This window comes from Pseudomonadota bacterium, from assembly GCA_039028935.1.
Taxonomy (GTDB): Bacteria; Pseudomonadota; Gammaproteobacteria; order Steroidobacterales; family SZUA-146; genus SZUA-146.
Window position 1 is genome coordinate 18,436 of record JBCCHD010000001.1, and the last position, 24,705, is coordinate 43,140.

Below are 24,705 nucleotides of genomic sequence, written 5' to 3' on the forward strand. Positions count from 1 at the left end.
CAGGGTGACGCGCGGTAAGTGAGGACTATGATGATCAAATGGCAGATCGTGTTCGGTTTGGTGGTGGCCTTTTTATTGGGCTGTGCTGCAGTAGACGTTGAGCCGGGGGAGGATACGGCGACGCGAAGTGAGGCGGTTACGCACCCGGTGGTGATTCAGGCATCCGTGCCTGCTGATGCGCCGGTGGTGTATGTGGCAGGCAACTTACCTGAACTGGGTCCATGGCACCCAGCGGCACTCAAAATGGCTGGTGACGGCACGAGTCGATCCGTGACCATCCAGGTTCCGCATGGGCACAACCTTCAGTACAAAATTACGGCGGGCTCGTGGGAACAAGAAGGGCTGGGGCCCTCGGCGACCGTGTTACCCAGTTTCACCGCGACGATTACCGAACCCGTCACGCTAACTGCCGCGATAGCCGGGTTTCGCACCGATCCGGTCGCGCTGATCTCCGATTGGCGTGGAAGCGGGGTGAAGGGTGATCTGACGTACTGGACCGATGTCACCTCAACGTTTTTGGAGGAGACACGTCATGTTGTCGTGTGGACGCCGCCCGATTATGCGGCACACCCGGATCGCGACTATGCCGTGATTTACATGCACGATGGTCAAAATCTGTTTGATCCACGCCTGTCGTACACGAACATCGACTGGGGGGTCGATGAGGCCATGATGAAAGGCGCTGAAGAGGGTTTATTTGAACCGGCTATTGTCGTCGGCATTTGGAACACGGCCGCACGACTCAAAGAGTATTCGCCCGACCACCTCGCTCCGCAGTATGCGCGGTTCTTGATTGAGGAGCTCATGCCGCGTGTTGAACAAGACTTTCGCGTGAAACGCGGTCCCGAGCACACCTTTACTATGGGGTCGTCAATGGGCGCGATCGTCTCGTTCTATTTGGTACGCGACTATCCGGAGGTGTTCAGCGGCTGCGGTTGCCTGTCGACGCATATCACATGGTCTGAGCAACAGATCGCTTGGTACAACGGCGAAGATCCGACCGATGCGAATCCAGTACCCTTTTTACTCCGCTCGCTGACGCCCGATGCTGCTATGCCGTCGGGTCAGCGCCTGTATTTTGATTACGGCACAGAAGGGCTCGATGCGCACTATGAGCAGCCGACGCAGGTGTTGGCCCAATGGCTTGAAACGCAAGGATACCGGCGTGGCGACACGCTCAATGTCGAGAAATACGATGGGGCGGATCATAATGAGGCCGCCTGGCGCGCGCGCGTTGGCAAACAGCTCACCTGGCTATTGGCACCTCGTCGCCCCTAGGGCGGCGCGGCCACCGGCAAGACGGGGGTGCTGCACGACGTCGATCGTAGACGCGGTTACGGCACGATTTGGGTCCAAGGGAAAGACAAATTTGGCCCCAAATCGGGGCGGAATCTAATCAATTCTAGAAGTTTGACTTAATCGAAACCCTTAAAATTTGTTGCGCTATTGCAACACGCACAATAATCGGCTAACTTGTTGATTTTATAGAATGAGTTTTTTGCAATGCGCCAATTTTATGGGTCATCCGTTGCAATATTCGTGTGAATTACCGGTGAAACTATTGGTCGGTGTCGAGATGATTTACACCCAGGCGACCCGTGTTATAACCACAACGACTGATTGTTGCGGCCTCACCCCATTCGCGTTGACTTGATGCATCGATGCATTAGAGTCAAGCAGGTTAAAAAGACACAAGCGAGTCATCACACGGATGCATGCAACTTACAATCGCGCTCCAGCCTTCGGACGGGTTGGCGACGTGCCTGGCACATCGGTCTTTACATCACTTAGTAACTGTCTTTAACGATTGAGGTAATCCTCGGGGATTGAACTATGTTTCAAAAGAAGAAGTTGTACACGGCAGTCGCGGGAGCGCTTGCCATAGGCGCGACGGGAACCGCTCACGCCCAGCTTGAAGAAGTATTAGTGACCGCGACCAAACGCGCTGAAAGCGCGCAGGACATCGCGGTGTCCGTGCAGGCTCTGGGCGGCGAGTCGCTCAAAGAATTGGGCGTATCCACGTTCGATGAATACGTTAAATACCTGCCGAACGTAGTTCAGCAAGGTCGCGGTCCGGGCCGTAGCGAGATCTACATTCGCGGTGTCGCGACTGAACAGTCCAACAACACGGTGTCGTCGGTGCAGGGTTCATCACCTGCTGTGGCGGTCTACCTCGACGAACAGCCCGTTTCATTCGGTGGTCGTAACCTGGATATCTATGCGGCCGATCTTGAGCGTGTGGAGGTTCTACCTGGACCTCAGGGCACACTGTTCGGCTCAAGTTCTCAGTCGGGTACGGTGCGTCTGATCACCAATAAACCGGTGCAAGGCGAATTCCAGGCTGGCGTCGACGCCGGTTACGGCTTCATCACCGACGGTGAGAACGTGTCAAACCTCGAAGCGTTCATCAACATTCCGTTGTCTGAGAAGCTCGCCGCACGTGCGGTGGTGTACAACGACACCCAGGGTGGCTGGATCGATAACGTAGCCGGTTCGTTCAACCCCGACGATCAGGCGCTGATCGACGTGATCAACCGCAACCAGATCTTCGGTGCCAACATTCTAGACGGCGCGGAAGTTCGACGTTCAAACAACAGCGACCTGATCGAAGACGACTGGAACAAGGCGGTCTACCAGGGTCTGCGTCTGAGCCTTGCTTACGACATCAACGACGACTGGAACCTGCTGGTGGCTCACGCTAGCCAGTCGCTGCGTACCGACGGCACGTTCGAATATTCGCCGGTGCTCGGCACTGACGACCAGTCTCAGCTCTATTCGCCTGACGAAAACCAAGACGACTTTGGTCTGACGACTTGGACCCTCAAGGGCCGAATTCGAGGCCTGGATGTGGTGTACACCGGTGGCTTCCTCGATCGTGAGGTGTACCAGCTCACCGATTACACGCTGTACAGCTTCGGTGGCGGCTATCAGGTCTACTACATCACGACCGGCGGCTACACCACTGCCGACACGGTTTACGATTTCCGAAAGCAGTACGTGGACAACACCGACAACGAACGCACCACCCACGAGCTTCGCTTCCAGACCGATGCCGACAAACGTTTCCGCGGCACGTTCGGTCTGTACTTTGACGAATCGCAAACCGAATCCGTTGGTGAGTTCCAGTACTTCGGTGCAGTGGACGCCGGGTTCGACGTGGCTAACCAAGCGGGTGACGGCACGGTTGAGGGCACGACCGATAACTTCGGTCACGGTCAGACCACAATCTTTGTCAACGATTTCACGCGTAAAGAAGATCAGTTTGCCGTGTTCCTCGACGTCAGTTTTGACCTCACTGATTCGCTGACCTTCAGCGCTGGTGCGCGAAACTACGACATCGATTTTGCGCTGCTTGGACACACCGGCTCATCGTTTAGCTGTAAGGGTGTGGATCCGGCGACGCTGCCTACTGAATTCGGACCAGGACCCGGTAACCCAGGGCCTCGAGCGATTCCTCGACCCGACGGCACACTTGGCTGTGACGCATTCAACGGCAACAACGTGACCGCGCGTCTTCGCGACCAAGCCACGCTCGCCGCATCCGGTGCAGCTGGGTTTGAAAACCTCGACGCCAACGGTGTGGCGAATGAGTCCGATACCATCACTCGTTTCACGCTCGACTGGAAACCGAATGATGATCTACTGCTGTTCGCGACGATTTCTGAGGGGTTCCGACCTCTGGTGAGTAACCGAAACGCGGGTGTGCCCTCCGGTAACCAGTCAGGTGTATTCGCCGGCTATGTGGTACCAGCGGTGGCCGTGACTGACGAATTGACCAACGTTGAGGTCGGCTTCAAAGGCGACTTCCTTGGCAATCGACTGCGTTGGAACGCGACCTACTACAATTCGGAAATCGAAAACCTGCAAACCACTCGCTTTGACCCCTCGAACATCGCGTTCTTGGTGTTCATCGAGAACGTGGGTGATGCGGATATCCAAGGTATCGATACCGATCTACAGTGGGCACCTACCGACAATCTCACCATCACCGGTGCGGCGAGCTGGGTCGATTCCGAAATCACCCGACTCAACCCTCAGCTTGAAGGTATCGCGGTGCCGGTTGGCAGTGAACTTCCGTTTACCGCCGACTTCTCGTTTAATGTGCGGGCTCGTTACGACTGGCGCCTGAACGGCTTTGGCGCAGATGCGTTTGTGCAGGCCGGTATTACCTATACCGGTGACAGCAAAGCCGGCATTATCGGTAACGCTTATCTTGCGGAAGACACAACACGTCGAATTTACGGCGTCGGATCTGGTCTTCAGATTGAGAACGAGGGTGGCACGTTCGGTTCAACCGAAGTGGCCTCAGACTCACCGGGATCGGTTGGTACAGTGGTTGTCAATGGCGAAGAGTTTTTCCAGAACGGTCGCTATGTTCAGGAAGCCTACACGCTGTTCAATTTCTCAGCCGGTGTACGCAAGGATAACTGGGGAGCAGAGTTCTACATCGATAACCTCGGCGACGAGCGTGGTGTCACTCACATCTCTACGTTTGACTACGTCCCGACTGTGACGAGTACCCGTCCTCGCACGATCGGACTGCGTTTCTCGTACGACGTCGAATAAGCGCTAACGCGTAAACCAAAAAAAGCGGGCGTTCAGCCCGCTTTTTTTTTGTCCTGTCGCCGGGTAACACTGCTTAGTCACATGCCGGGCGCAGTTGAGCGAGGTCGTCGACAACAGATTGCAGACCGGGCATGACCCGATTGATTTCCGTTTCATAACGTTTCCATTTATTCGGATCGGGCGGTGAAACCGTGTATTGAGAGAGCGGGCTTTTTTCGCTGGCCAGCGCTTGCATACGAGGGCCAAACGGTACGTCTGCAAACGAACATAGGCGTTCAACGGTGGTGGCCTTGTCCGAGACGAGTTGCGAATAGCTCACGGAGCACCACGCATCGGCAGGGAGGTCGGCAAGATCGCTCAAAATTTGGCGATTGGCACTGGCCCATTGGAACGCCGCAATATCGGCCATGGGGTGATCGGCAAGGGCGCGCCAGCCCTCTGGAAGCAGCAGCGACCAAGGCAGTCCGTGCCAGCCGGGCAGGTTGGGGTAGGTAACAAAGCGACCCGATTGCCACGCCTCCATAATACTGGCCACGCTTTGCTGTGGATTTCGATGTAGAAAGATAAAACGCGCATCGGGGAACACAGCACGCAAAAACGGAATACGCAGCGCGTTTTTCGGCGTCTTTTCCAAAAAGCGACATTGCGCTAAACGTGTTTCGGCCGGAATGTCGGCGAACAGCGTGCCACGCGCGTTTTTTAGGTTGCCCAAAAAGCGTCGAATGAGCGCATCGACTACGCCTGGCGTGGCGTTCTCGCGACCCAGTGCGTTTGAATCAAAGTGGCGCGCGGCGGGGTGAAGGGTCCGAATGGACTCAATTTCAACGTGACTTTCGTCACCCGTTGTCCAAAACTCAATATTCTGCCGCATGAGTTCAAACAGCAGCGTACTGCCGGAGCGCGGTGCCGCGACAATAAACACCGGGCGGTCGAACAAAGAGGACGACATCAGAGCGCCGGCTTCATTAGATCCGCGCGCCATTAAGAGTCTGTCGTCATTAAGCGTGCTGAGCCAGCTGTGCAAAACAGTACGGACACTTGAGCCGTTGGCGCTAAACGTCGCGCCGTCCAGCATCGATTCAACAGTCGCTTCGAAGTCTCGAATAAGCGTTTGGTAGGTGGATATTCCTTCCTGCAAGTCGCCGTAACGCGACCAGGCCGAGCGCCAATCGTGGCGAAACGCACTGGATGCCGCTATGAATTTAGGTGATTGCGTGATTCCGCATCGCGTGGGTTCTTGAGTAAAATCGTCAAGCAGTGCATCCACGTCGTTTGGTGTGCGCACGGCTACGCTGTTGAAGCGTTCGTATTCGAGAGTCGGTGAGGCGCTGGCGTCATAGGCAACGTGCTTCAGGGCGCCGTTCTGACCGTGAGCGAGCGACTCATCTACCTGTTGCCAAAACGCAGCGCTGCCGGTCGTGTCGACGACTAAATGCACTCGTCGGCTGGCGCCTCGGTTGTATACGGCGTGCTCTTTCCAGTTATCAAAGATCCACGCTTCACCTTCAGCCATGTTAACAGTGCTATGGCCAATCGATTCAAAACTGACCTCGCTGTCGGTCACGATCGGGATATGAATACGTACTCGATGACGCCAGCTGTAATCGATATCGCAGTGCGGGCGCACCTGACAACCGGGTTCGAGTCGCATCAGACGTGAGCGCCCGATGACTGAGCCAAAGGCTGCCAGCACTTGACGAATATAAGGGCAGCGTTCCAGGTGGGGGGTGGCTTCCATAGGTCCGGTGTAACGATTGTTGCGCCCACCTTCTGACGACACCAAAATCAGCGCTGTATTGCCTTCGAAGCCTTGTGGATGCGTGTCCCAATCGCTGTCGGAAAACTGCGCTATCTCATGTTGAAGTTGCGACGCATCAAATCGCAGTGGGAGGCGAATGAACTCATGGGGAAGCTTCATGGACTTATGGTACCGGCAATTGGCCGGAATTTCCCTGCCCAACGGTGTGCAATGGGCTGATACACGCAGTGGTTATCTGTTTCTAAGGCGCGACAGCCCGCGATGATGTCGGGTGTTGCATCGTCTTAATCACGCACGTTGCTGTCGGTGTTCGCTGGGGATGCATCAGCCTATTGGTTATCGTTCTAGGGTAAAATCTGGGGCTGGACGCAGGCGACTCTCTGCGGCCTCATCGCCGTCATCAGGAAGTGCTAATGAGTACCAAGCCCGAATCGCCAGTCGCTCCTCCCGGTGGCGGCAAACGCAGCGCATCCGCCGCTGACTACGCGCAGCAGCTGGCTATGCAGGGTAAATTTGCGGAGAGCCTGCACGTGCTGGACGACGCTGGGCAGTCGGCGCACACCATTGAGGGGCTGTATGTCAGAGCGGTGTGCTATCGCAAGCTGGGACAAACTCAAAGCGCGTTGGCGGCACTTAAAGCGCTTAACGATCTGCCTGGCGACTATGCGCGCGCCTATCAAGAGTTAGGGCACACGCATATGGATGTCGGTGCCACTGCCAAGGCGCTGGTGGGCTATGAGCATGCCGTGAGGCTGAATCCGGCACTGGTGGCATCGTGGCGAGCATTGACCAAACTGTACCTCGATGGGGGGCAGCCAGCGGCGTTAGCCCATGCTCAAGATCAGTTGCGCCAACTCGAGCAACTTCCACCTGAGCTGCAGTCGGTAAAGAGCCTGCTTCATGAGGGTAATTTGGAGCAGGCTGATCGACTCTGCCGACACTTTCTAACTCGCAATAAAACGCATGTCGAGGGAATGCGCTTGCTTGCCGAAATTGCGATCAGACACCGCATTATCGACGATGCCGAATTCCTGCTAGAAAGCGCCGTCGCGTTCGAGCCAAAGCACGTGGGCGCACGCGTGGATTACGTCAATATATTGCTTAAACGACAACGGTTCGAAAACGCGAGGGACATAGCAGAGGAGCTGGTCAACGAATTTCCAGACAACCATCAGTTCCTGGCATTGCTGGGCGCCTCCGAGCTTGGTGTCGGTAACACCAATCGGGCCATCGATGTGCTTTCAGGGTTGGTCGATGCGAAGTTCAATTTGCGCAGCTCGTTGCTGGCACTCGGGCATGCCCGCAAAACGGCTGGTGATTTCGACCAAGCGGTGAGCGATTACCAATCGCTTTATCACCATATTCCCGATTTTGGTGATGCGTTTTGGAGCCTGGCGAATACCAAAACTTATCGCTTTGCCGACGACGAAATTCAACACATGCAAACGTATGAGGCGAACGAATCGACATCGATTGTCGATCGCGTTCATTTTTGTTTCGCACTCGGCAAAGCGTTTGAGGACCGTGCTGATTATGACCGTGCGTTCGACTATTATGAACGCGGAAACCAGCTGCAAAAACAGTCGCTCGATTACGCTCTACCTGCTTTTGATAAGCGTGTACAGCGTCAAATCGAAGTGTGCGATCATACGCTCTTTGAGCGACGCAAGACGGTTGGCTGTCCAGATCCTGATCCCATTTTTATTCTGGGTTTGCCGCGTGCTGGGTCTACGCTACTAGAACAGATTTTGGCGTCGCATTCTCGGGTTGACGGTACGTTAGAGTTGCCGAATATTTTGAGTCTTTCTCGTCGGCTGCTCGGTCGGGCACCCGCCAAGCCAGGCGAAGAACCACAGTATCCGCGCATTTTGGGTGAGCTAGACGACAGTTATTTCGAACGCTTTGGTCGTCAATATCTCGACAATACGCAAGTCTTTCGGCAGGGTGCCGAATTTTTTATCGACAAGATGCCAAACAACTTTTTGCATATTGGCTTGATCAAACTGATCTTGCCGAACGCAAAGATTATCGATGCTCGTCGTCATCCTATGTCCTGCTGTTTCAGTGGATTTAAGCAGCTGTTTGCGGAGGGTCAGGAGTTCACTTACGGTCTCAGCGACATCGGTGCGTACTACCGAGAATATGTGCGCATGATGGATCATTGGGATAACGTGCTGCCCGACTTTGTGCTGCGAGTTCAGCATGAAGATGTGATCGATGACCTCGAGGGGCAGGTGCGGCGGTTGCTCGATTTTTGTGATTTGCCATTCGAGCAGTCGTGTGTGGACTTCCATAAAACGGAGCGGAATGTGCGTACCCCAAGTTCTGAGCAGGTGCGTCAGCCGATTTTTCGAACGTCCATGGAGCAGTGGCGACATTTCGAAGATCAGCTCCAGCCGCTCATCGATGCGCTGGGTCCGGAAATCATGGAACGATACCCGATCTAGGCGCACACGCTGCCGTGATTGTTTCGCACACACATCGATTTATCTTCTTTGCGGTGCCGCGCACGGCGACCCATTCGGTGCGTGCGGTACTTGCACCGCATTTAGGCGATGACGATTGGCAGCAGGAACGTTTGGACAGCGCGCACCGTTTGCCCATTCCTGAGTTGGCCGGGGCCGGTCACGGGCATCTCGGTGTGCGCGCCATCAAACCACACTTGCCCGAGGAAGTCTTTCAGCACTATTACAAATTTGCTTTGGTGCGGCATCCGTATGATCGGTTTGTGTCGGTGTGTTCTTTTCTTAATCGTGACAATCCTGACTTTGCGCATGACCCGGAGCAGTGGATGTGGGACGCGTTAGAGCGCGAGCGATTTCGAGCGCGTCTGCTCGTGAGGCCCCAGATCGCGATGCTGGTTGATGAATCCGGTGAATTGGCGCTCGACTTTATTGGTCGTTACGAGGCGCTGGCCGAGTCCCTGCGCAATGTGGCTGCCAGACTTGATCTGCAATTGGACGACTTACCGCACAGGAACCGGTCACCCGATGCCATTCGTTTGGCCGCACTGACGCCGCGGCTACGCCGTGCGCTCGATGCGTTCTACGCGGCTGATTTTGAGGCGTTCGACTATGATCGGGCGAACTAAGACCGAATCGGTTTTCTCAGCTATCGGCCTGAGTCCCCGTTATGCCGACAGGCGACGACGAGCACCCCCATTTAAAAGGCCCTCCCGGCAAACGCGCACGACACCGAGTGAGTCGCCGCATTGCGCTGGTCACCGTGGGATCCCGCGGGGGGTGATAATTGCGCTGTCAGGTGAAGTAGGGCAACAGGTCGGGCCGCAGAGCGGCGCGGACGATGCGCTGCATGACGATTGGTGTGGCGCCGAGGTCATTGCTTTTTGTGGTGAGTGCGCGGGGTGGCGGTAGTGCCGCGACCGCGCGCTCGAGTAGCGCCTGATACACCGGGAATCCAGTTCGAGCGTAGCCATGCAGTGCCCAGGTGCTACGCCAGTCTCGATACAGCGTCCGCAGTGTGGTTTGTAGCGCGGCCAGTGCTTGTGGGTCGTTTTGTGTATTGAGCTTAAGATCTTCAATGAGATCGTCGCCGAGCGCGCGCATTTCACCTGGCGCGAGTACCGGGGTTGAATTGAATCGCTCGGTTTGAATCGTGTGTCGGCCGGATTCGTCAAAGACCAACGGCGACTCGGGCGGACTGAGTTGTTCGTACAGAACCCGTTCAACGTTGGCCCAGAATGCGGCGGAACCGGCCGTGTCCAGCACCAAGTGAATGCGACGCGCTGAGCCACCATTCACCACGCGATGCGGGCGCCAGGAGTCGAAGATCCAGCATGTGCCAGCCGCCATGTGGATGTGATCGTCGCCGCAATAAAATTGTACGTCGGCGCTGGTGACAATAGGAATGTGAATTCGAACGCGTGAAAACCAATGATAGTTGAAATCGACATGACGACTGACCTCCGCGCCGGCATCGAGCGCCATCAGACGAGAGCGACCATAGACCTCGCCGATGTGGTGCATGCACTGTTGTAGATACGGGCTGTCTTGCAGGTGCGGCGTGGTCTTCATCGGCCCGTCAAACGCATCATTATTGCCGCCATCCCGCGACACAAGCGGCAACGCTTCGTTGCCGTTCATGCGAGATGGGTGAGGCAGCCATTTACGTGATGAAAGCTGCTCAACCTCGTACTGCAGGCGCGTCGTATCGAATCGATACGGTAGCTGAATGAAAGGTCGTTTGAGTTTCATGAGCGATTAGATGATTTCCAGCGTCAGGTTGAGCGGTGTTTAAAGAGCAAACATAGGATGTCGGATCAAAGGTCACAGAACGATAGTAATTGCGTGCCGTTGCGCGCACACTCCTATTGTTACCCGTTTGAGTATAGCTAATGTCGACTGACTCATCATCTACACAGATTGCCTCACGCGATTTGCGTGACGGCATCGTCGCCGGCCTATTCGCCTATTTTGCCTGGGGTGTGCTGCCGGCCTACTTCAAGTTTATGGGTCATGTGCCGGCGGCCGAGATGGTGGCTCACCGCATTATTTGGTCCGTGCCGTTTGGTGCGCTGATCATCTTATTGCGCCGCCAGTGGGGAGAGGTGTTAGGCGCTTTTTTCACGCCGCGTACGATCGGACTCCTGTTCGCAACGTCGTTGCTCATCTCGATCAATTGGGTGATTTACGTTTGGGCGGTGCAGAATAATCAGGTGTTTCAGGGCAGTCTTGGCTATTACATCACGCCCTTGTTTTACGTGTTGGTTGGCGTGGTGTTTTTCGGCGATCCGTTTCGTCGCTTTCAAAAGCTTGCCATTGCTAGCGCGACGCTTGCAGTACTGTCGCTGATTTTCTTGGGCGGGCAATTTCCAGCGATTGCTCTGGCGCTCGCGTTTTCCTTCACGTTATATGGCTTGATTCGCAAGACGGTCGAGATAGGCGGGATGCCGGGTTTGTTCATCGAGACGGTGATTCTGTTGTTGCCGGCGTTCGCCTATCTTTGGTGGCTCAATCAAAACGGATCGCTGGTGTTTCGTTTTGATCACCCGCGCGCTGGTGTCGATTTCATGTTGTCCGGTCCCTTCACTGTATTGCCGCTTTTGATGTTTGCGCTCGCTGCGCGACGCTTAACGTTGTCAACGATCGGCTTTATGCAGTTTATTGCACCGACGATGCAGTTTTTGATGGGAGTTTACTTTGGCGAGCCGCTTACGCCGGCTGTGTGGGGTTGTTTTACACTGATTTGGCTCGCAGCGGGACTCTATGGCTACGATGCCTGGCGACATGCTCGTCAGCAGCGGCCGAATGTAAAGTCGAGCTAGGTGGCGGTCATGGATACGTATCAGATCCCGGCTGAGCGGTTTGAGCATCGGATTGATATTAAGCGCAGCACGTTTATTACGTGTATTGGCCACACCCGAGGTGTAGCCGCCGCAAATGCCTTCGTTCAAGAACAGCGCGTGGCCTTTCCCGACGCCAATCACCATTGCTATGCCTATATTGCCGGCGCGCCCAATGACATCTATCAGGTGGGTAAGAATGACGATGGCGAGCCGCGCGATACCGCTGGTAAACCGATGCTCAATGTCTTGACGCACTCGGGAATCGGTGAGATTACCGTCGTTGTTGTGCGCTATTTCGGTGGCGTTAAACTTGGTGCGGGTGGTCTGGTTCGCGCTTATACGCAAAGCGTCAGTGTGGCGCTGACCGAGCTGCCAACACAATCTTATGTTCGTTGCGACCCATTGATCGTTGCGCTGCCTTACACACTGCTCGGACGTCTAGAGCATTGGCTCGATGCCTCTCCTGCGCAAATTTTGGATAAGCAATTTGGTGCGCACGTGACGCTCACGCTGTCTGTGCCAGTCCGCGACATCGACGCCCTAAAGGAGGCCATTACCGAGCTTGGCCAGGGCTCGATCGACATCTTACCCGAGAATGAGAGCGAGTCTGAATGAGCGCAGCGATAGGTCACTCAATAACACTCATGCTAGGCTCAGGATAATTCGCCGCAACAGGAGATCCGTATGGCAAACGACGCGATTGTCGAACTTGAACAGAAAATCTACGGCCTGACACTTGAGCTCAATCAGCTTAAGCAGCAAGCGGAGCGTGTAGAAGTGCCGAACTATACATTTGAAACCAATGAAGGCACCGTGCATCTGAGCGAGCTGTTTGGTCAGCACGACAGACTGATTATGATTCACAACATGGGGCAAGGTTGTCGCTACTGTACGCTTTGGGGTGATGGCATAAACACCTTTCTGCCGCATTTGGAAGCCGCGGCCAGTGTCGTCATGGTGTCCAAGGATTCGCCGTCTGTGCAACGCACTTTTGCCAACGGCCGAGGCTGGCGTTTTCGAACGGCCTCTCACGGCGGCGGAGACTATATTCGCGAGCAAAGTGCCGTGCCTGGCCAGGACAATTATCCCGGCGTGGTTGGGTACGAACGAGACGGTAATGCAATTTTTCGTACCAACGCGTCTCCGTTTGGACCTGGTGATTTGTATTGCTCTTTTTGGAACTTGCTGGGCGTTATTGGGCTGGACGAGAAGCAGTTTACACCGCAGTACGCCTATTGGCAGCGACCGCAAACGCTCGATGATGGCGGCGAAAATGTGTTGGACTAAACGCGTCGAGAGTCGTAGTGGATGCGGTCACTCTTTCGCAACTGATTCGGAAACACGCCAGACAAAGTAATGTATGCCAATTTTCTCGGCGAAACTTGGGTTGCCCGGCAAATACGGCCGCGGCTCCGTTGATTCGATTTGTTCAATGCCGTGTTCTGCTCGAAGTGCCGAGAACAGCGCGTGCTGATCGCGCTCGACATACAAATCTTGCCGTTGCGTAAAGACAATTATCCCGCCGGGTGACGTGACCCGAATCAGTTCTGACAGAACAGGCTCAAGGTCATCGATGTAAGTGAACACGCCGATGCTCACTGCACCAGCAAACTGTTGGTCTTGGAACGGCAGTGGTTCGGATAGGTTTAACGCCAGCACAGCTCGGTAAAATGGGGTGCCCTTGGCGATCGCGATTGAATCGGCAGAGAGGTCCGTGCCGGTGATGTGTGTAAATCCGGCCGCGTTGAGCGCCTGACCGGTGAGTCCCGTGCCGCAACCCGCATCGAGCACCGGCGCGGTGCGGGCGACATATTGGCCTAGGTACTGTGCCGCTTGTTCCGGCGCGTCGTAACCCCAGTCGACCACGGTCCGATTGTATTCGCTGGCGAACTCGTCATATAAGCGCCGTACCGTTTGTTCATCGGTTGGGCCATCATCTGAGATGGCGTTGTTCCAGTTGCTGGGTCGGTCCGGCATGCGTTACTTTTCAGTCAGTTCGGAAAACCGTCGAGTTCCTGGATGGAAGCACACTTGGGCAGTGTCGAAGGCGGTTTGCAGCGTTCGTTCGATACAACGCTGCTCGATGGACTCGGGTCGATCCAGGCCGAGGCGGAGCTGTGTGGCCAATGCATCTTGATCGGTAGACAGTGGCTCGAACTCGTCGGTCATAAAGCGCGGTGACGTGCCCGAAAATTCGATTTCGACCATGCGCGAACGCGCTTCATCATCATCAGTGGGAAGTGTGAGATTGAAGAAGGTTGGCGACAACAGATTGAGATCAGTCGGTGCCGACGCGCTCTGCGCCACAAACTCGTCAACCTTACTCGTATAAAACTGATCAAACGCATACGTGACAACGGCGGGGCGGCTGTTGTAGACAATGTACATGCCGGCACCAAGGGCCGCGATCTGGATTGTGGCGATGACGATTAAGTCGCGCGCGAGCTCGTTGAGTGGCTTGCTGCGGTTGTAAATCACCAGCGTCAGCAGAGGCCCCAGCACCATGTCTACGCCAGCGATGATCTTGATGCCGTCGATGCCGCCTGCCAGTTTGAACAGCGCGCCTGGGAACAGAACAAACGCGATGAGTGCGGATAGAACGATAAGAATGAGTAGGCTTAAGAGAAGGTGCCCGACAAATGCGCCCCAGCGTGTGGCGGGTAATCGCGTAGAAATCGGCATCGCAATCTCCTCTTCGTTGCGCGATATAGTGATGATGTTCGCTCGTTGCGAGTGGTCCAATCGATCGAGTCGCTGCGCCGATTAGGTCGCGTCCCGAAAGGCAAGCAGCACAGGCAGCCGAGCCGCGCGAAACGCCGGGAAGAACCCTCCCACCAATCCAACAATTAGTGCAAGCACAATGCCCTGCTTAATAAGATCGGTTGATAACTCGAAACTAAACACTACCTGAGAGAAACTGGCGCCGAGCGTCGAGGCGGTCACACCATCCAGGAGAAGATAGGCGGCGATCGAGCCGACAATCCCACCAATAACCGAGAGCACTAGCGATTCGGCCATGGTGCCCACAAAGGCCGAGAAATTGCTGAAGCCGAGTGTGCGCAAAGTGGCAATTTCCTTGGAACGCGCGGCGACGGACGTGTACATGGTGTTCAGTGCGCCCGCCAACGCGCCCAGCGCCATCACGATACTCAGCGCCCAGCCAAGATTAACGATGCCGTTCAACGCCTCACCCTGACTGGCGAAATAATCGGCTTCGGTTTCAATGTCCAGCTGCAACCTCGGTTCCGACTCGGCAAAATCCACGAGCGGTTGCACAGTGCCAGACTCGGCCAACTTGATGCGCACCGTTTGAAATGTGGAGCCGCGATTAAATTGGCTCTGCACCGTCGGTGCATCGGCCCATAATTCACTTTCAAAGGCAGTGCCGCCCGTCGAGAAGATGCCGACGACTTCCCATTGTGAGCGTCCAAATCGCGGTTTCTGGCCAAGCTCAAAGCCTTCGAATTCATTCAGAATGCCTTGCCCCACAATGATCTCATTACGTCCGGACTCGAACATACGGCCTTCGACAATCTCCACCGCGTCACGCAACGCAAAACCCGACTGCGAGATCCCGCGCATGGGTAGATTGACCTCGGTTTGGGTTGTTTTCTTGATGCCGTCAACAATTACGTACAGTTCAGCAGAGGCGACCGGGTCGCCATTACTGTCTTTTGCAATACCGGGTGCGGTAAGCAGCAAATTAACGTTATCCCGCGAGACCGTGCTATTGAGTTCGGATTGCGAACCCACGCGTGAAGCAATGGCCACGTCGGCGCGTCCTGTGCCTTTCAGCGTTTCTTCAAAGCCGTTGGCCATCGCCAAAAACGACAGCAGCACGGCGACGACCACCGATACGGCAAACACCGCGGCGAGCGACATCCAAAGACGCTGTGGCAGGCTACGAATATTCATCACCACGACGGTCCAGATTTGAGATAGAAGGCTGCTCATGATGGTTCTCAGCTGCGGCTTAAAGAAGAGATGATGTTCAAACGCAGTGCGTTGAAGGCTGGAATGATGCCAGTGATAAGGCCCATCAAAAGCATGATCCCGATCGCTTTGGCCGCGATTTCGCGGTCCAGTATCAGCGTGGGGACTTGCGCGCCCATGCCGCTGGTCAGCGATGTTAAGCCGGCGGCGGCAGCCAATCCAAGCAAGCCGCCAATCAGTGCAATGGCGAGTGATTCGGCTAGCACCATGCCGAAAATGCGCGTCGACTTGAAGCCCAGTGTTTTCATGACGCCGATTTCCCGCGTCCGCTCTCGAATCGATAGCACCATTGAATTGCCAACGATTACCAAGATGATGAAAAAGGCCGCGAGTACCACCGACGACACAATCAGGCCAATATTGCCAATCTGCTCAATGAAGGCCTGGTTGAATGCCTTCTCCGGCATCGATTCCGTTTCTGCTTGGGTGTTCTCGAAGAGACCGTCGATCGCGTTGATGACCGCCTCATTGTTGCTCGAATCATTGGTGCGAACCGCCATCCAGCCAATGCGATCACGTCCGAAGGACTGAGTCTCATTGAAGTAGTTGTAGTGAAAATACAGCGACGAGGTGTCGGCCTGCTCATCCGCGCCTGAATAAATGGCTTCGATATCGAAATCCCAATCAGTGCGACCGTTAGTTTGACTGAAAATATTGGAATTAAGCGGAATGCGATCGCCCACCTTCCAGCCGTACGTTTGGGCAACCTTCTCACCCACAATCAGGCCCTGTCGGTTATCGAGCCAGGCCTTTTTCTCGTCTTCGGTCATCACCAGCTCAGGGTAAACGCGAACAAAGCTCTCGGGTGATACCGCGATCGTGACCACAAGGTTTTTCGGGTCTTGATAATAGCCACCGAACCAGTTGAGATGCGCAACGTCAACCACGTTCTCGACCGCTCGTACTCGATTGACGTACGAAATGGGCAGACTTTGAGTGAAGTTGATTTTGTTGATGACAACCAAACGATCGTCGGCCGCCAGATCAATTCCCGAATTGAGGTAGGATTGGAACGAGGCGAGCACACCATAGACCATGAACGCGATAAACGTGGCGAACAGGGTCAGCGCCAAGCGCAGCTTCGAGCGCGTAAGGTTTTTTAGGACGAGATATAAATCGCTCATGCATCCTCCTTCTCTATGAACTCACCTTTATCCAGGTGCAGAGTGCGCTTGGCGTAAGTTGCAGCACGAGGATCGTGCGTGACCATCACGATGGTCTTGTTAAATTCGCTATTGAGCAGCTGTAGGATGCCGAGGATCTCATCAGCGGTTTCACGGTCTAGGTCACCAGTGGGTTCGTCGCACAGCAACAGTTTGGGGTCAGAGACCAAAGCGCGAGCGATGGCAACGCGCTGCTGTTGCCCGCCCGAAAGTTCGCTCGGTTTGTGTTTAGCGCGATCACCGAGTTTGACAAGTTCCAACGCGGCGGCAACGTTCTTTTTTCGTTCGCTGCCTTTGAGTTTGGTCAGGAGCAGAGGCAGCTCGACGTTGCGTGCTGCGTTGAGCATGGGCATAAGGTTATAAAACTGAAAAATAAAGCCAATGTTATTCGCGCGCCATTTCGCGAGCTGGCCTTCCGATAGCGTGTCGACACGACTGCCGTCAAACATCACCTCACCGCTTGTTGGCTGATCTACGCCGCCCAGCATATTGAGAAGTGTGGTTTTACCAGAGCCGGATGGCCCCATAATGGCCAGAAAGTCGCCATGTTCGATCTGCATGTTGAGGTTGTCGAAAACGGTGATCTTTTCTTTGCCTTTCACAAAGCTCTTGGTCACATTCTTCAGTTGGTACAGCACGTCGTCTGACATGACAGGTCTCCGTTATCAGGAAGTTGCGGCGCGCATAAACGCGACACGTACGCCCATGTCGGGCAAAATGCGTGCGTCTCGCTCAAGAATACCGATGCGCACTCGCACAGTGGCTTTGGAACGGTCCGCGGTGGGAATAATGGCGATCACCTCGGCGGGAATGTCCCAGTCGGGGTAGGCATCGAGGTTGGCTTGAACGGGTTGCCCGGCAAACACACGGCCAATGAAGGCCTCATTGACATCGACTTCAATTTCGAGCGAGCTCATATCCACGATGGTACAGATGCCGGTCCGCGTAAAGCCGCCACCGGCTGATCCCGGTGAGATGATTTCGCCTTCTTGTGCGTTCTTCACGGTCACCACGCCGCCGAACGGCGCGCGCACCGTGTGGTCGGCGAGTCGCTCCTGTTGCCGATCGACTTCAAAGCGCGACACCTGGGTGTTGGCTTTGGCGCTTTTGAGTTGCGCGGTGAGCGACTCGACGCTGGCATTAGCGGCAGTAAGTTCGGCTTCGGAAATCAAAGAGCGCGATTGCAGTTCTTGTGCGCGGTCGAGCACGCGGGTCGCTTCGGCCAGCGATGCCTCAATGTTGTTGATTTGAGCAAGCTGCGCGTTGAGTTGGGAGCGAGACAGATTCAAGTTGACCTTTGCCACCGCATCATCAAGTCGGGCCAGCACCTGGCCGGTTTCGACCACCATGCCTTCTTCAACATTGACCTCGGTAATAAGCCCGGTGATTTCAGCGGACACCGTCGCGATACGGCGAGCGGTAATGTAGCCTGAGGCATTAAGAATACGGTTATCGGGCGTTTCGGGCGCGGCGGCGGGCGCGGGTTCCGGTGTCGCGGCTGGCGCTGCCGTGGGGGCGGGTGTCATGGCCTGAACGGGCGCGTCGAGCGCGGGTTTGGGAGCAAAGAACGTCAGGGCAATGTACGCGCTCGCTACTGCGGACACGACGGCCAACGCCAGCATGGCAAGCGTGGACCAGCCTTCCGATGTGACCTCCGATCGATCAATCTTGAGTTGATCCAAAAGCTCGCTTTTGTCGTTCATGGTCTCTTTCCGTGTTCAGACTGGGTAAGTGTCCCAAAATGAGGGGGGTTTATCCAGCGAACGAGCTGTCGGGTGATGGCATAACTCGTACATGCCGGTGCCGTCCTTGCCGACCGCGACATCGCTGCGGCGATGGTCAACGGTCGGGGCGTTACGTCGGGTGTTGGGCTGCACGCTACTGATCGCAGAATCGGTCTTTTGATCAACGCCTATCAGCGCCGCCGTCGGCGGCGCCGCCCTCGCGTCGGTTTGACTTTTTTACTGGCGCTGGCTGTGTTGTTCACGAGTGCGCCGAGTACGGCCGTGACATGGTCGATATCCGGTCGCGCGTCGGGCGTATGGTTGTCGATGGCGCTGCGCATGGCGGCGACATGCGCGGGCGTTGTGCCACAGCACCCCCCCACGATGCTGGCTCCGGCATTGATCGCCAGACCCGCATAGCTCGCCATCAATTCGGGAGTGCCAGAATACACGATGTCGGTGCCCTTGAATTGCGGTATTCCGCAATTGCCTTTCACAATGAGTGGCGTCGCGGTTTGGGCAGCGCTCATGTCGAGCAGCGAGGCAAGAATATCGGGCGCGCCGACGCCGCAGTTGGCGCCCAATGCAACGGGCGGGGTATCCAATTCGGCACAAACACCGTGTATCTCGGCCGGCTCCAGGCCCATCATGGTCTTACCAGCCGTATCGAATGAGCCGGTAAAACAATAGGGCACCCCCACGTCGATGGCACTCTGTGCCGCGGCGCGAATTTCTTCGGGTGCCGACATGGTTTCGATCCAGACCATGTCCACGCCACCGGCCTTGAGACCCCTGATTTGGTCGGTAAACGCGGCAATCGCCTCGTTGGGCGTTAATGTACCCAGTGGCTCAAACAACTCGCCTGTCGGTCCGACGGATCCGGCAACCAGCGGTCGCCGCTCCGCACGGTCGGCAACCTCGTTGGCCAACACCGCCGCCCGTTCGTTGAGTTCGCCAACGCGGTTGGCGGCATCGTGCAGTTTTAGGCGAGGTGCCGTGCCACCGAAGGTATTCGTGAGCAATAGGTCGGTACCGGCGTCAACAAAGCTCTGATGAAGCGCGCGAATTCGGTCGGGATGATCCGCGTTCCACAATTCGGGGGCTTCACCCGAAACAAGTCCCGCTGCAAAGAGGTTGGTGCCGGTTGCACCGTCGGCAAGCAACACGCCGCGCTCGTCGATCAGCGTGGCCAGTAACGAAGGGGAGGGCATTGCATTCCTTTGACTAATTTGACGTCCGCGCTGTACAGGGCAAAGCACCTGATAAAGGACACCACCGCGATGATAACGACCCGATTTTTTTATTCAAGTGATTCGCGATCTGGTTTGGTTGTGAACGCGGTGATGATGGCGTTCGCATTCGAATGCACGATAAAAAAACGCCGACAAAAGTCGGCGTTTTAGCTGGTGTGGGTCTTGCTTGACGACTAGGGTTTACGGAATTTTAGCGTCATGCGGTCTGATTCACCGATCGCATTCATTTTCGCGCGCAGCATCTCGTCCTCACGACTTGTAAACAGCGTCGGAGGCAGTCGCCACACAATGTCTTCGGCGGCGGGTTGATCGTTGGGGTTTGCGTTCACCTCGCTTGAGCCAACGAATTCGAACCCCGCCTTTTTCATGAAGGCAATCACATCGCTTTGCTTAAGATACCCACGACCGCCCTTGACCGAAGCCGCCGGCGCGTCTTCTGGCGCGCGATGCTGAACGATGCCGACTATGCCACCGGGCTTCAGAACGCGCATCGTGTCATTAAGCGCGCTGGAAAGATATTGGCCTTGATCGTTAAAACGGCTCAGATTGTGCAAGGCGCGCACGAACAGCACGGCATCCACGGTTTCGGACAAGGTGGCGGGCATGTCGCCAAACTTAAACGCAGCGACGTAAGCATCATCGCCTGAATTGCGCCAGCCGTTGGCGTCTTTGGTCCAATCGGCCGTCCACGTTTTCTTGGCTTCAATTTGATCGGTCGAGAAGAACCCAAAAAGAGGCCACATTTCTTGTGCGTAGTCGACGCCGATAAGGCGGCCATCATTGCCCAGATAGGGAAGTAAAATTTTAGAATACCAGCCGCCGCCTGGTAGCGCTTCAACCACTGTCATGCCGGGCTCGATCCCGAAAAACTCGATGGTCTGCTGTGGGTTGCGGGCGTTGTAGCGCTCTTTGGCTTTCTCTTCCTGCGCGCTAAGCGCTTGGCTTAGTCGGGCGCTGTCTACGCCAGAACGGCTGTCATTCTGGTAGGTGCTGCAGCCGATCAGCGCGGCCGTGGCGATAAAGGGCAACAAATATCTCATTGGCATATCCTCAGGAATAACGCGGAAGCGATCACTATACCGAAAAATCATGGTGTCTATGGAAAAGCCGAGAAATTTTGCGACGATTGCCCAGATTGGCGCGACCGAAACCCGGCCGCCACGCGGTACCATTGCCCGACGCGGATTCTACTGAGGAGACAACCCTTGAAAAAATTTGCTGTGATTCAGCGTCGCGCTGCCAAACGCAAAGGGGGTGCGGACGCACTGGAAGACTTATTGCCGATTGCACCGAGCGTGCGCACCCTTCGCAAACTGGGTAATGACCGTGTTCTGGCTACTATGACACGCTGTATCAACAATGCGGGATTCAATTGGGGCGTGATCGATAAGAAGTGGCCACAGTTTGAAGAGGCGTTCCACGGATTTGATCCGGATACGCTCGTGATGTTGCCGCCGGAGGAATGGGAGGCCTACACACAAGACACCCGTGTCGTGCGCAACTGGCAAAAGATTGCTGCGGTACGCCACAACGCACAGTTTGTACTCGATGTGTCGGCGCAGCACGGTTCGTTTGCGCGTTTTGTGGCCGAATGGCCAGCTTCTGATCAAATTGGGTTGCTCAAATACCTAAAGGCCAACGGCCAACGCCTCGGCGGCAACACCGGCCAGTACTTTCTAAGATTTATCGGTCGAGATGGTTTTTTACTCTCTCGCGATGTGGTCGCCGCGCTTCAGGACGCGGGGCTCGATATTAAAGATACGCCGACGAGCCAGGCCGATTTTAAGCGTATTCAGGAGGCATTCAACGCGTGGCATGAGCAGACTGGGTTACCGTATTCTCACCTGAGCCGCATCGCCGCCTACTCGGTCGGTACCAACTACCCGATTGAGCAGATTGTCGAATACACTCGCTAACGTCGACGCCCTTTCCATCGACTCGTCGCGAATGGCCACTGACCGCCGCGCTGTGCCCGAGCGCCACTGAGTCGACCTGTCAACAGGGCTGCGGTAAAGTCTCCCGGCGACATCGCTCGATGTCGAGCCGAATCGAATCGCCTCCGTTTGCAGGGTGGGTCAATTACGCCATGTTTGCACTGCTAAAAAGAGAGTGGCGCCTGATCGTCTTTGGCGTGCTCCTGTCGTTTGCCTCTGCGCCGGGACAGACCTTTTTTATCTCGCTATTTAGTGGCGAGTTGCGCGACGCCCTGGGCATTAGTCACGGGCAGTTCGGTAGCTATTACTCGCTGGGTACGTTGCTCAGTGCTGCCGTGATGGTATGGAGTGGGGCGCTGATTGATCGAGTGGACCTCCGACGATTTGCGGCGGGCATTTTCATCGGGCTGATTGTGGGCTGTCTGATGATGTCAATCAGTTCCACCGGTGTCGCGCTTGTGCTGTCGATTTTTCTATTGCGGCATTTTGGTCAGGGCTTAATGTTTCTGACGGCGTCCACGACGGTGGTGCGTTATATCGATGCGGACAAAGGTAAAGCGAATGCCATCAGCGGCATGGGCTATTCGCTGTCTGAAGCATTAATGCCCAAGCTCGTTGTGCTAATGCTTCTGCTTGTCGGGTGGCAACAAAGCTGGCGATGGATCGCGCTCGGGATGGTCGTCGTTTTACCGATGGCGCTGTGGTTGCTCACAGGCCATACAGCCCGCCATACGGCGTACCTTGAGGCACTGGATACGGATCGACGACAGTTTGTTCGGCGGCAGTGGCGTCGTAGCGAGGTGTTACGCGACAGCCGTTTCTATTTGTTCGTGCCCAATCTTATGGCGCCAACCCTACTGTTTACCGGGTTTATCTTTCACCAGGTGCATTTGGTCGCGAGCAAAGGATGGTCAATGTCGCTATGGACGACGTATTTTGCCGTGTATGCGGGCGTGGCCATCGCTATGAAGGTGATCGCCGGTTTTCTAGTCGATCGTTTTAGCGCCACAGCGTTAGTGCCGCTTCACACGGCGCCGCTTCTTTTGTCGTTGGTGTTGCTTTCGTTGTCCGATGCGCAATGGGTGGCGCTGGCCTTTCTAGTGTTGCTGGCGATAAGTAGTGGGCTACAAAACACCATCGCGACGCCATTCATGTCCGAGCAGTATGGCAATCAATACCTGGGCAGTATCAAATCGGCCACATCGGCCATCATGGTGTTTGTGTCGGCATTGTCCCCATGGGCGATGGGGTGGATGATTGATCAAGGAATCACCCTGGAGCGCCAGGCGCAGATGGGCGCCGCCTACACGGCGGTAACGATTGCGTTGGCAGCCATTGGCTGGCGAATCACGAAACGACGGGCGGCCGTGCTCTAGTCCTACAGCATTGATGCAGATTGCGGTGAACACGCCGGGCCGCGGTGGGTCGATGCTAGCGTGATGGCAGTGACAGCTGTGCGGTACGACCGCCGTCTATTGTGATAGTTTGGCCATTGATGAAGCTTGCGTTGTCAGAACACAAAAAGACGACAAGGGCCGCCACTTCATCGGCTGTGCCGGTACGGCCGGAAGGATGGATCTCACCGAGGGACGCGCGAAAACGGGCCGGGTCGGGCATCGATGCGATAAACGCGTCGTTGAGTGTTGTATCGATCCAGCCGGGCGCGATGGCGTTGCAGCGCACCGTTTGTCCGTGATCGACGGCGAGTCCCCGAGTGAGGGCATGCAGCGCGGCTTTCGATGCGCCGTAAGCGCTGTGTCGCGGATTGCTAGCCTGCCCTTCAATTGAACCGATGTTCACAATGCAGCCTAAACTGGCGGATAAATGCGGCAATGCAAGCAGCGACAGCAAGTAGGGCGCGCGTAGGTTGATGGCCAACGTCCGATCAAATTGGGTCATGGCGTCGCGAATGGTCTGTGTCGCGACGGCGCTATCGTCATCCTGGGGTGGTGTCGTGTTCGGACTTTCCAGCATTATGCCTGCGTTGTTGATTAACGCATCAAGGCGGCCGTGTTTTTTTATGGCTACATCGATAAGCTGTGTGCAGGCGTGATCGTCCGTCAGGTCGGTGGCTAACCAAGTGGCGTGCGCGAGAGCGGCATCGGGTTCACCGCGCTGCGCGATGATCACTTGGTAACCCTTAGCGAGCAGCGCCTGACTGATTGAACTACCAATGCCCTGTCCACCGCCTGTGACGATCGCTACTTTGTCGCTGATCATATCGATACGCTCCAATTAGCCGACCGGTTTCGCGCCATTCACCTCAATCACACTACCGCAGACATAACGCGACTGATCGGAACACAGAAAGACAATGACATCGGCGATGTCGTCTGGTGTGGCGATACGCCCCAACGGCACCGACGCATCCAGCTCGGATACCGCGGTGTCGACGTTCAGTCCACGAATTTCAAAACCGCTGCGAAGCATAGGGGTATCGACTTCGTTTGGGGCCACGGCGTTGACTCGGATGCGATCTGGCGCATGATCGCGACCGAGGCACCGGGTCATCGCCGCCACAGCAGCCTTGGTGGTGCAGTAGGCGAGGTGATCAGGGCCCGGATAGAGACCCCAGCACGACGCGACATTGACGATAACGCCAGCTTGCCGTTGTGTTGTCAGCCACGCGATTGCGCTTCGACAAATGCGAAACACCGCGTCAACATTGATGGCAAAACTCGCTCGCCAGTCTGCATCCCGTGTTGCGAGCACGTTGCCACGAGTGATGATGCCGGCGTTGTTGATTACGCCGTCTAAACCGTTAAGCCGCGAGGCGGCCTGTTCGGCGAGCGAATCGCAAAATGCGGGTTCGAGCAGATCGCCCGCGAGCCACTGGGCGGCTTCGCCGAGCTCCACGCACACGCGCTCGAGAGGTTCCGCTTCTCGATCGGTGAGCAACACCTGAGCACCTTCGGCTACCGCGCGGCGAGCGGTGGCGCGCCCAATTCCGCCCGCTGCGCCGGTAATGACAAGGCGCTGCTGATCCAGCCTCATGGCGAGATGATCGC

21 protein-coding genes are annotated in these 24,705 nt (G+C 55.8%); 9 read left to right on the forward strand and 12 right to left on the reverse strand.

Annotated features, from left to right (window positions below; all coding sequences use genetic code 11):
- The first annotated feature begins 27 nt into the window (after nucleotides 1-27).
- Both AAF465_00090 and AAF465_00095 read left to right on the forward strand, forming a co-directional pair.
- Nucleotides 28-1,278: an alpha/beta hydrolase-fold protein gene (locus tag AAF465_00090; protein ID MEM7081125.1), complete on the forward strand. Its 1,251-nt coding sequence runs from the start codon at nucleotides 28-30 to the stop codon at nucleotides 1,276-1,278.
- Nucleotides 1,279-1,833: 555 nt separating this feature from the next.
- Nucleotides 1,834-4,566 (forward strand): TonB-dependent receptor, encoded by a 2,733-nt coding sequence (locus tag AAF465_00095; GenBank protein MEM7081126.1) that lies wholly within the window; start codon nucleotides 1,834-1,836, stop codon nucleotides 4,564-4,566.
- 73 nt (nucleotides 4,567-4,639) lie between these two features.
- On the opposite strand, the gene AAF465_00100 is transcribed toward AAF465_00095, so the two are convergent.
- The gene (locus AAF465_00100; protein ID MEM7081127.1) at nucleotides 4,640-6,484 is read right to left on the reverse strand and encodes a sulfotransferase; all 1,845 of its coding nucleotides are present in this window, start codon (nucleotides 6,482-6,484) and stop codon (nucleotides 4,640-4,642) included.
- Between the two features lie 254 nt (nucleotides 6,485-6,738).
- Between AAF465_00100 and AAF465_00105 the strand changes: the two genes are divergently transcribed.
- On the forward strand, nucleotides 6,739-8,772 hold the full coding sequence (locus tag AAF465_00105; GenBank protein MEM7081128.1) for a sulfotransferase: 2,034 nt from the start codon (nucleotides 6,739-6,741) through the stop codon (nucleotides 8,770-8,772).
- Between the two features lie 14 nt (nucleotides 8,773-8,786).
- Nucleotides 8,787-9,416, forward strand: a complete 630-nt coding sequence (locus tag AAF465_00110) for a sulfotransferase family 2 domain-containing protein (GenBank protein MEM7081129.1) — start codon at nucleotides 8,787-8,789, stop codon at nucleotides 9,414-9,416.
- A gap of 166 nt (nucleotides 9,417-9,582) precedes the next feature.
- On the opposite strand, the gene AAF465_00115 is transcribed toward AAF465_00110, so the two are convergent.
- Complete coding sequence (locus AAF465_00115) at nucleotides 9,583-10,539, reverse strand: aspartyl/asparaginyl beta-hydroxylase domain-containing protein (GenBank protein ID MEM7081130.1); 957 nt, start codon at nucleotides 10,537-10,539, stop codon at nucleotides 9,583-9,585.
- 140 nt (nucleotides 10,540-10,679) lie between these two features.
- Between AAF465_00115 and rarD the strand changes: the two genes are divergently transcribed.
- The 3 genes from rarD (at nucleotide 10,680) to AAF465_00130 (ending at nucleotide 12,917) form a co-directional block, all read left to right on the forward strand.
- On the forward strand, nucleotides 10,680-11,609 hold the full coding sequence (gene rarD, locus AAF465_00120) for an EamA family transporter RarD (GenBank protein MEM7081131.1): 930 nt from the start codon (nucleotides 10,680-10,682) through the stop codon (nucleotides 11,607-11,609).
- A 9-nt stretch (nucleotides 11,610-11,618) separates the two neighbouring features.
- Nucleotides 11,619-12,245 (forward strand): YigZ family protein, encoded by a 627-nt coding sequence (locus AAF465_00125; GenBank protein ID MEM7081132.1) that lies wholly within the window; start codon nucleotides 11,619-11,621, stop codon nucleotides 12,243-12,245.
- 69 nt (nucleotides 12,246-12,314) lie between these two features.
- Nucleotides 12,315-12,917: a DUF899 family protein gene (locus tag AAF465_00130; GenBank protein MEM7081133.1), complete on the forward strand. Its 603-nt coding sequence runs from the start codon at nucleotides 12,315-12,317 to the stop codon at nucleotides 12,915-12,917.
- A gap of 27 nt (nucleotides 12,918-12,944) precedes the next feature.
- Here AAF465_00130 and AAF465_00135 read toward each other — a convergent pair whose 3' ends face one another.
- The 8 genes from AAF465_00135 to AAF465_00170 all read right to left on the reverse strand — a co-directional run bounded on the left by AAF465_00135 (nucleotide 12,945) and on the right by AAF465_00170 (nucleotide 20,803).
- On the reverse strand, nucleotides 12,945-13,607 hold the full coding sequence (locus AAF465_00135; protein ID MEM7081134.1) for a methyltransferase domain-containing protein: 663 nt from the start codon (nucleotides 13,605-13,607) through the stop codon (nucleotides 12,945-12,947).
- Nucleotides 13,608-13,610: 3 nt separating this feature from the next.
- The gene (locus tag AAF465_00140; protein MEM7081135.1) at nucleotides 13,611-14,312 is read right to left on the reverse strand and encodes a hypothetical protein; all 702 of its coding nucleotides are present in this window, start codon (nucleotides 14,310-14,312) and stop codon (nucleotides 13,611-13,613) included.
- A gap of 81 nt (nucleotides 14,313-14,393) precedes the next feature.
- Nucleotides 14,394-15,584 carry an FtsX-like permease family protein gene (locus AAF465_00145; protein MEM7081136.1) on the reverse strand — a complete coding sequence of 397 codons (1,191 nt, stop codon included), beginning with the start codon at nucleotides 15,582-15,584 and terminating at the stop codon, nucleotides 14,394-14,396.
- Nucleotides 15,585-15,592: 8 nt separating this feature from the next.
- Nucleotides 15,593-16,747 (reverse strand): FtsX-like permease family protein, encoded by a 1,155-nt coding sequence (locus AAF465_00150; protein ID MEM7081137.1) that lies wholly within the window; start codon nucleotides 16,745-16,747, stop codon nucleotides 15,593-15,595.
- Complete coding sequence (locus AAF465_00155; protein ID MEM7081138.1) at nucleotides 16,744-17,436, reverse strand: ABC transporter ATP-binding protein; 693 nt, start codon at nucleotides 17,434-17,436, stop codon at nucleotides 16,744-16,746. The genes AAF465_00150 and AAF465_00155 overlap by 4 nt, the downstream gene beginning before the upstream one ends.
- Nucleotides 17,437-17,451: 15 nt before the next feature.
- Nucleotides 17,452-18,489 carry an efflux RND transporter periplasmic adaptor subunit gene (locus tag AAF465_00160; protein MEM7081139.1) on the reverse strand — a complete coding sequence of 346 codons (1,038 nt, stop codon included), beginning with the start codon at nucleotides 18,487-18,489 and terminating at the stop codon, nucleotides 17,452-17,454.
- Between the two features lie 212 nt (nucleotides 18,490-18,701).
- Nucleotides 18,702-19,721: a betaine--homocysteine S-methyltransferase gene (gene bmt, locus AAF465_00165; GenBank protein ID MEM7081140.1), complete on the reverse strand. Its 1,020-nt coding sequence runs from the start codon at nucleotides 19,719-19,721 to the stop codon at nucleotides 18,702-18,704.
- Between the two features lie 215 nt (nucleotides 19,722-19,936).
- Nucleotides 19,937-20,803 carry a methyltransferase gene (locus tag AAF465_00170; GenBank protein MEM7081141.1) on the reverse strand — a complete coding sequence of 289 codons (867 nt, stop codon included), beginning with the start codon at nucleotides 20,801-20,803 and terminating at the stop codon, nucleotides 19,937-19,939.
- A 165-nt stretch (nucleotides 20,804-20,968) separates the two neighbouring features.
- Here AAF465_00170 and AAF465_00175 point away from each other — a divergent pair, with 165 nt between their 5' ends.
- Complete coding sequence (locus AAF465_00175) at nucleotides 20,969-21,679, forward strand: DNA-3-methyladenine glycosylase I (protein MEM7081142.1); 711 nt, start codon at nucleotides 20,969-20,971, stop codon at nucleotides 21,677-21,679.
- 119 nt (nucleotides 21,680-21,798) lie between these two features.
- A complete protein-coding gene (locus AAF465_00180) occupies nucleotides 21,799-23,073 on the forward strand; it encodes an MFS transporter (GenBank protein ID MEM7081143.1) in 1,275 nt (424 codons plus the stop codon).
- Between the two features lie 55 nt (nucleotides 23,074-23,128).
- On the opposite strand, the gene AAF465_00185 is transcribed toward AAF465_00180, so the two are convergent.
- Both AAF465_00185 and AAF465_00190 read right to left on the reverse strand, forming a co-directional pair.
- Nucleotides 23,129-23,917, reverse strand: coding sequence for an SDR family oxidoreductase (locus AAF465_00185; protein ID MEM7081144.1), 789 nt, complete (start codon nucleotides 23,915-23,917; stop codon nucleotides 23,129-23,131).
- 15 nt (nucleotides 23,918-23,932) lie between these two features.
- On the reverse strand, nucleotides 23,933-24,691 hold the full coding sequence (locus AAF465_00190; GenBank protein MEM7081145.1) for an SDR family oxidoreductase: 759 nt from the start codon (nucleotides 24,689-24,691) through the stop codon (nucleotides 23,933-23,935).
- Nucleotides 24,692-24,705: the final 14 nt, after the last annotated feature.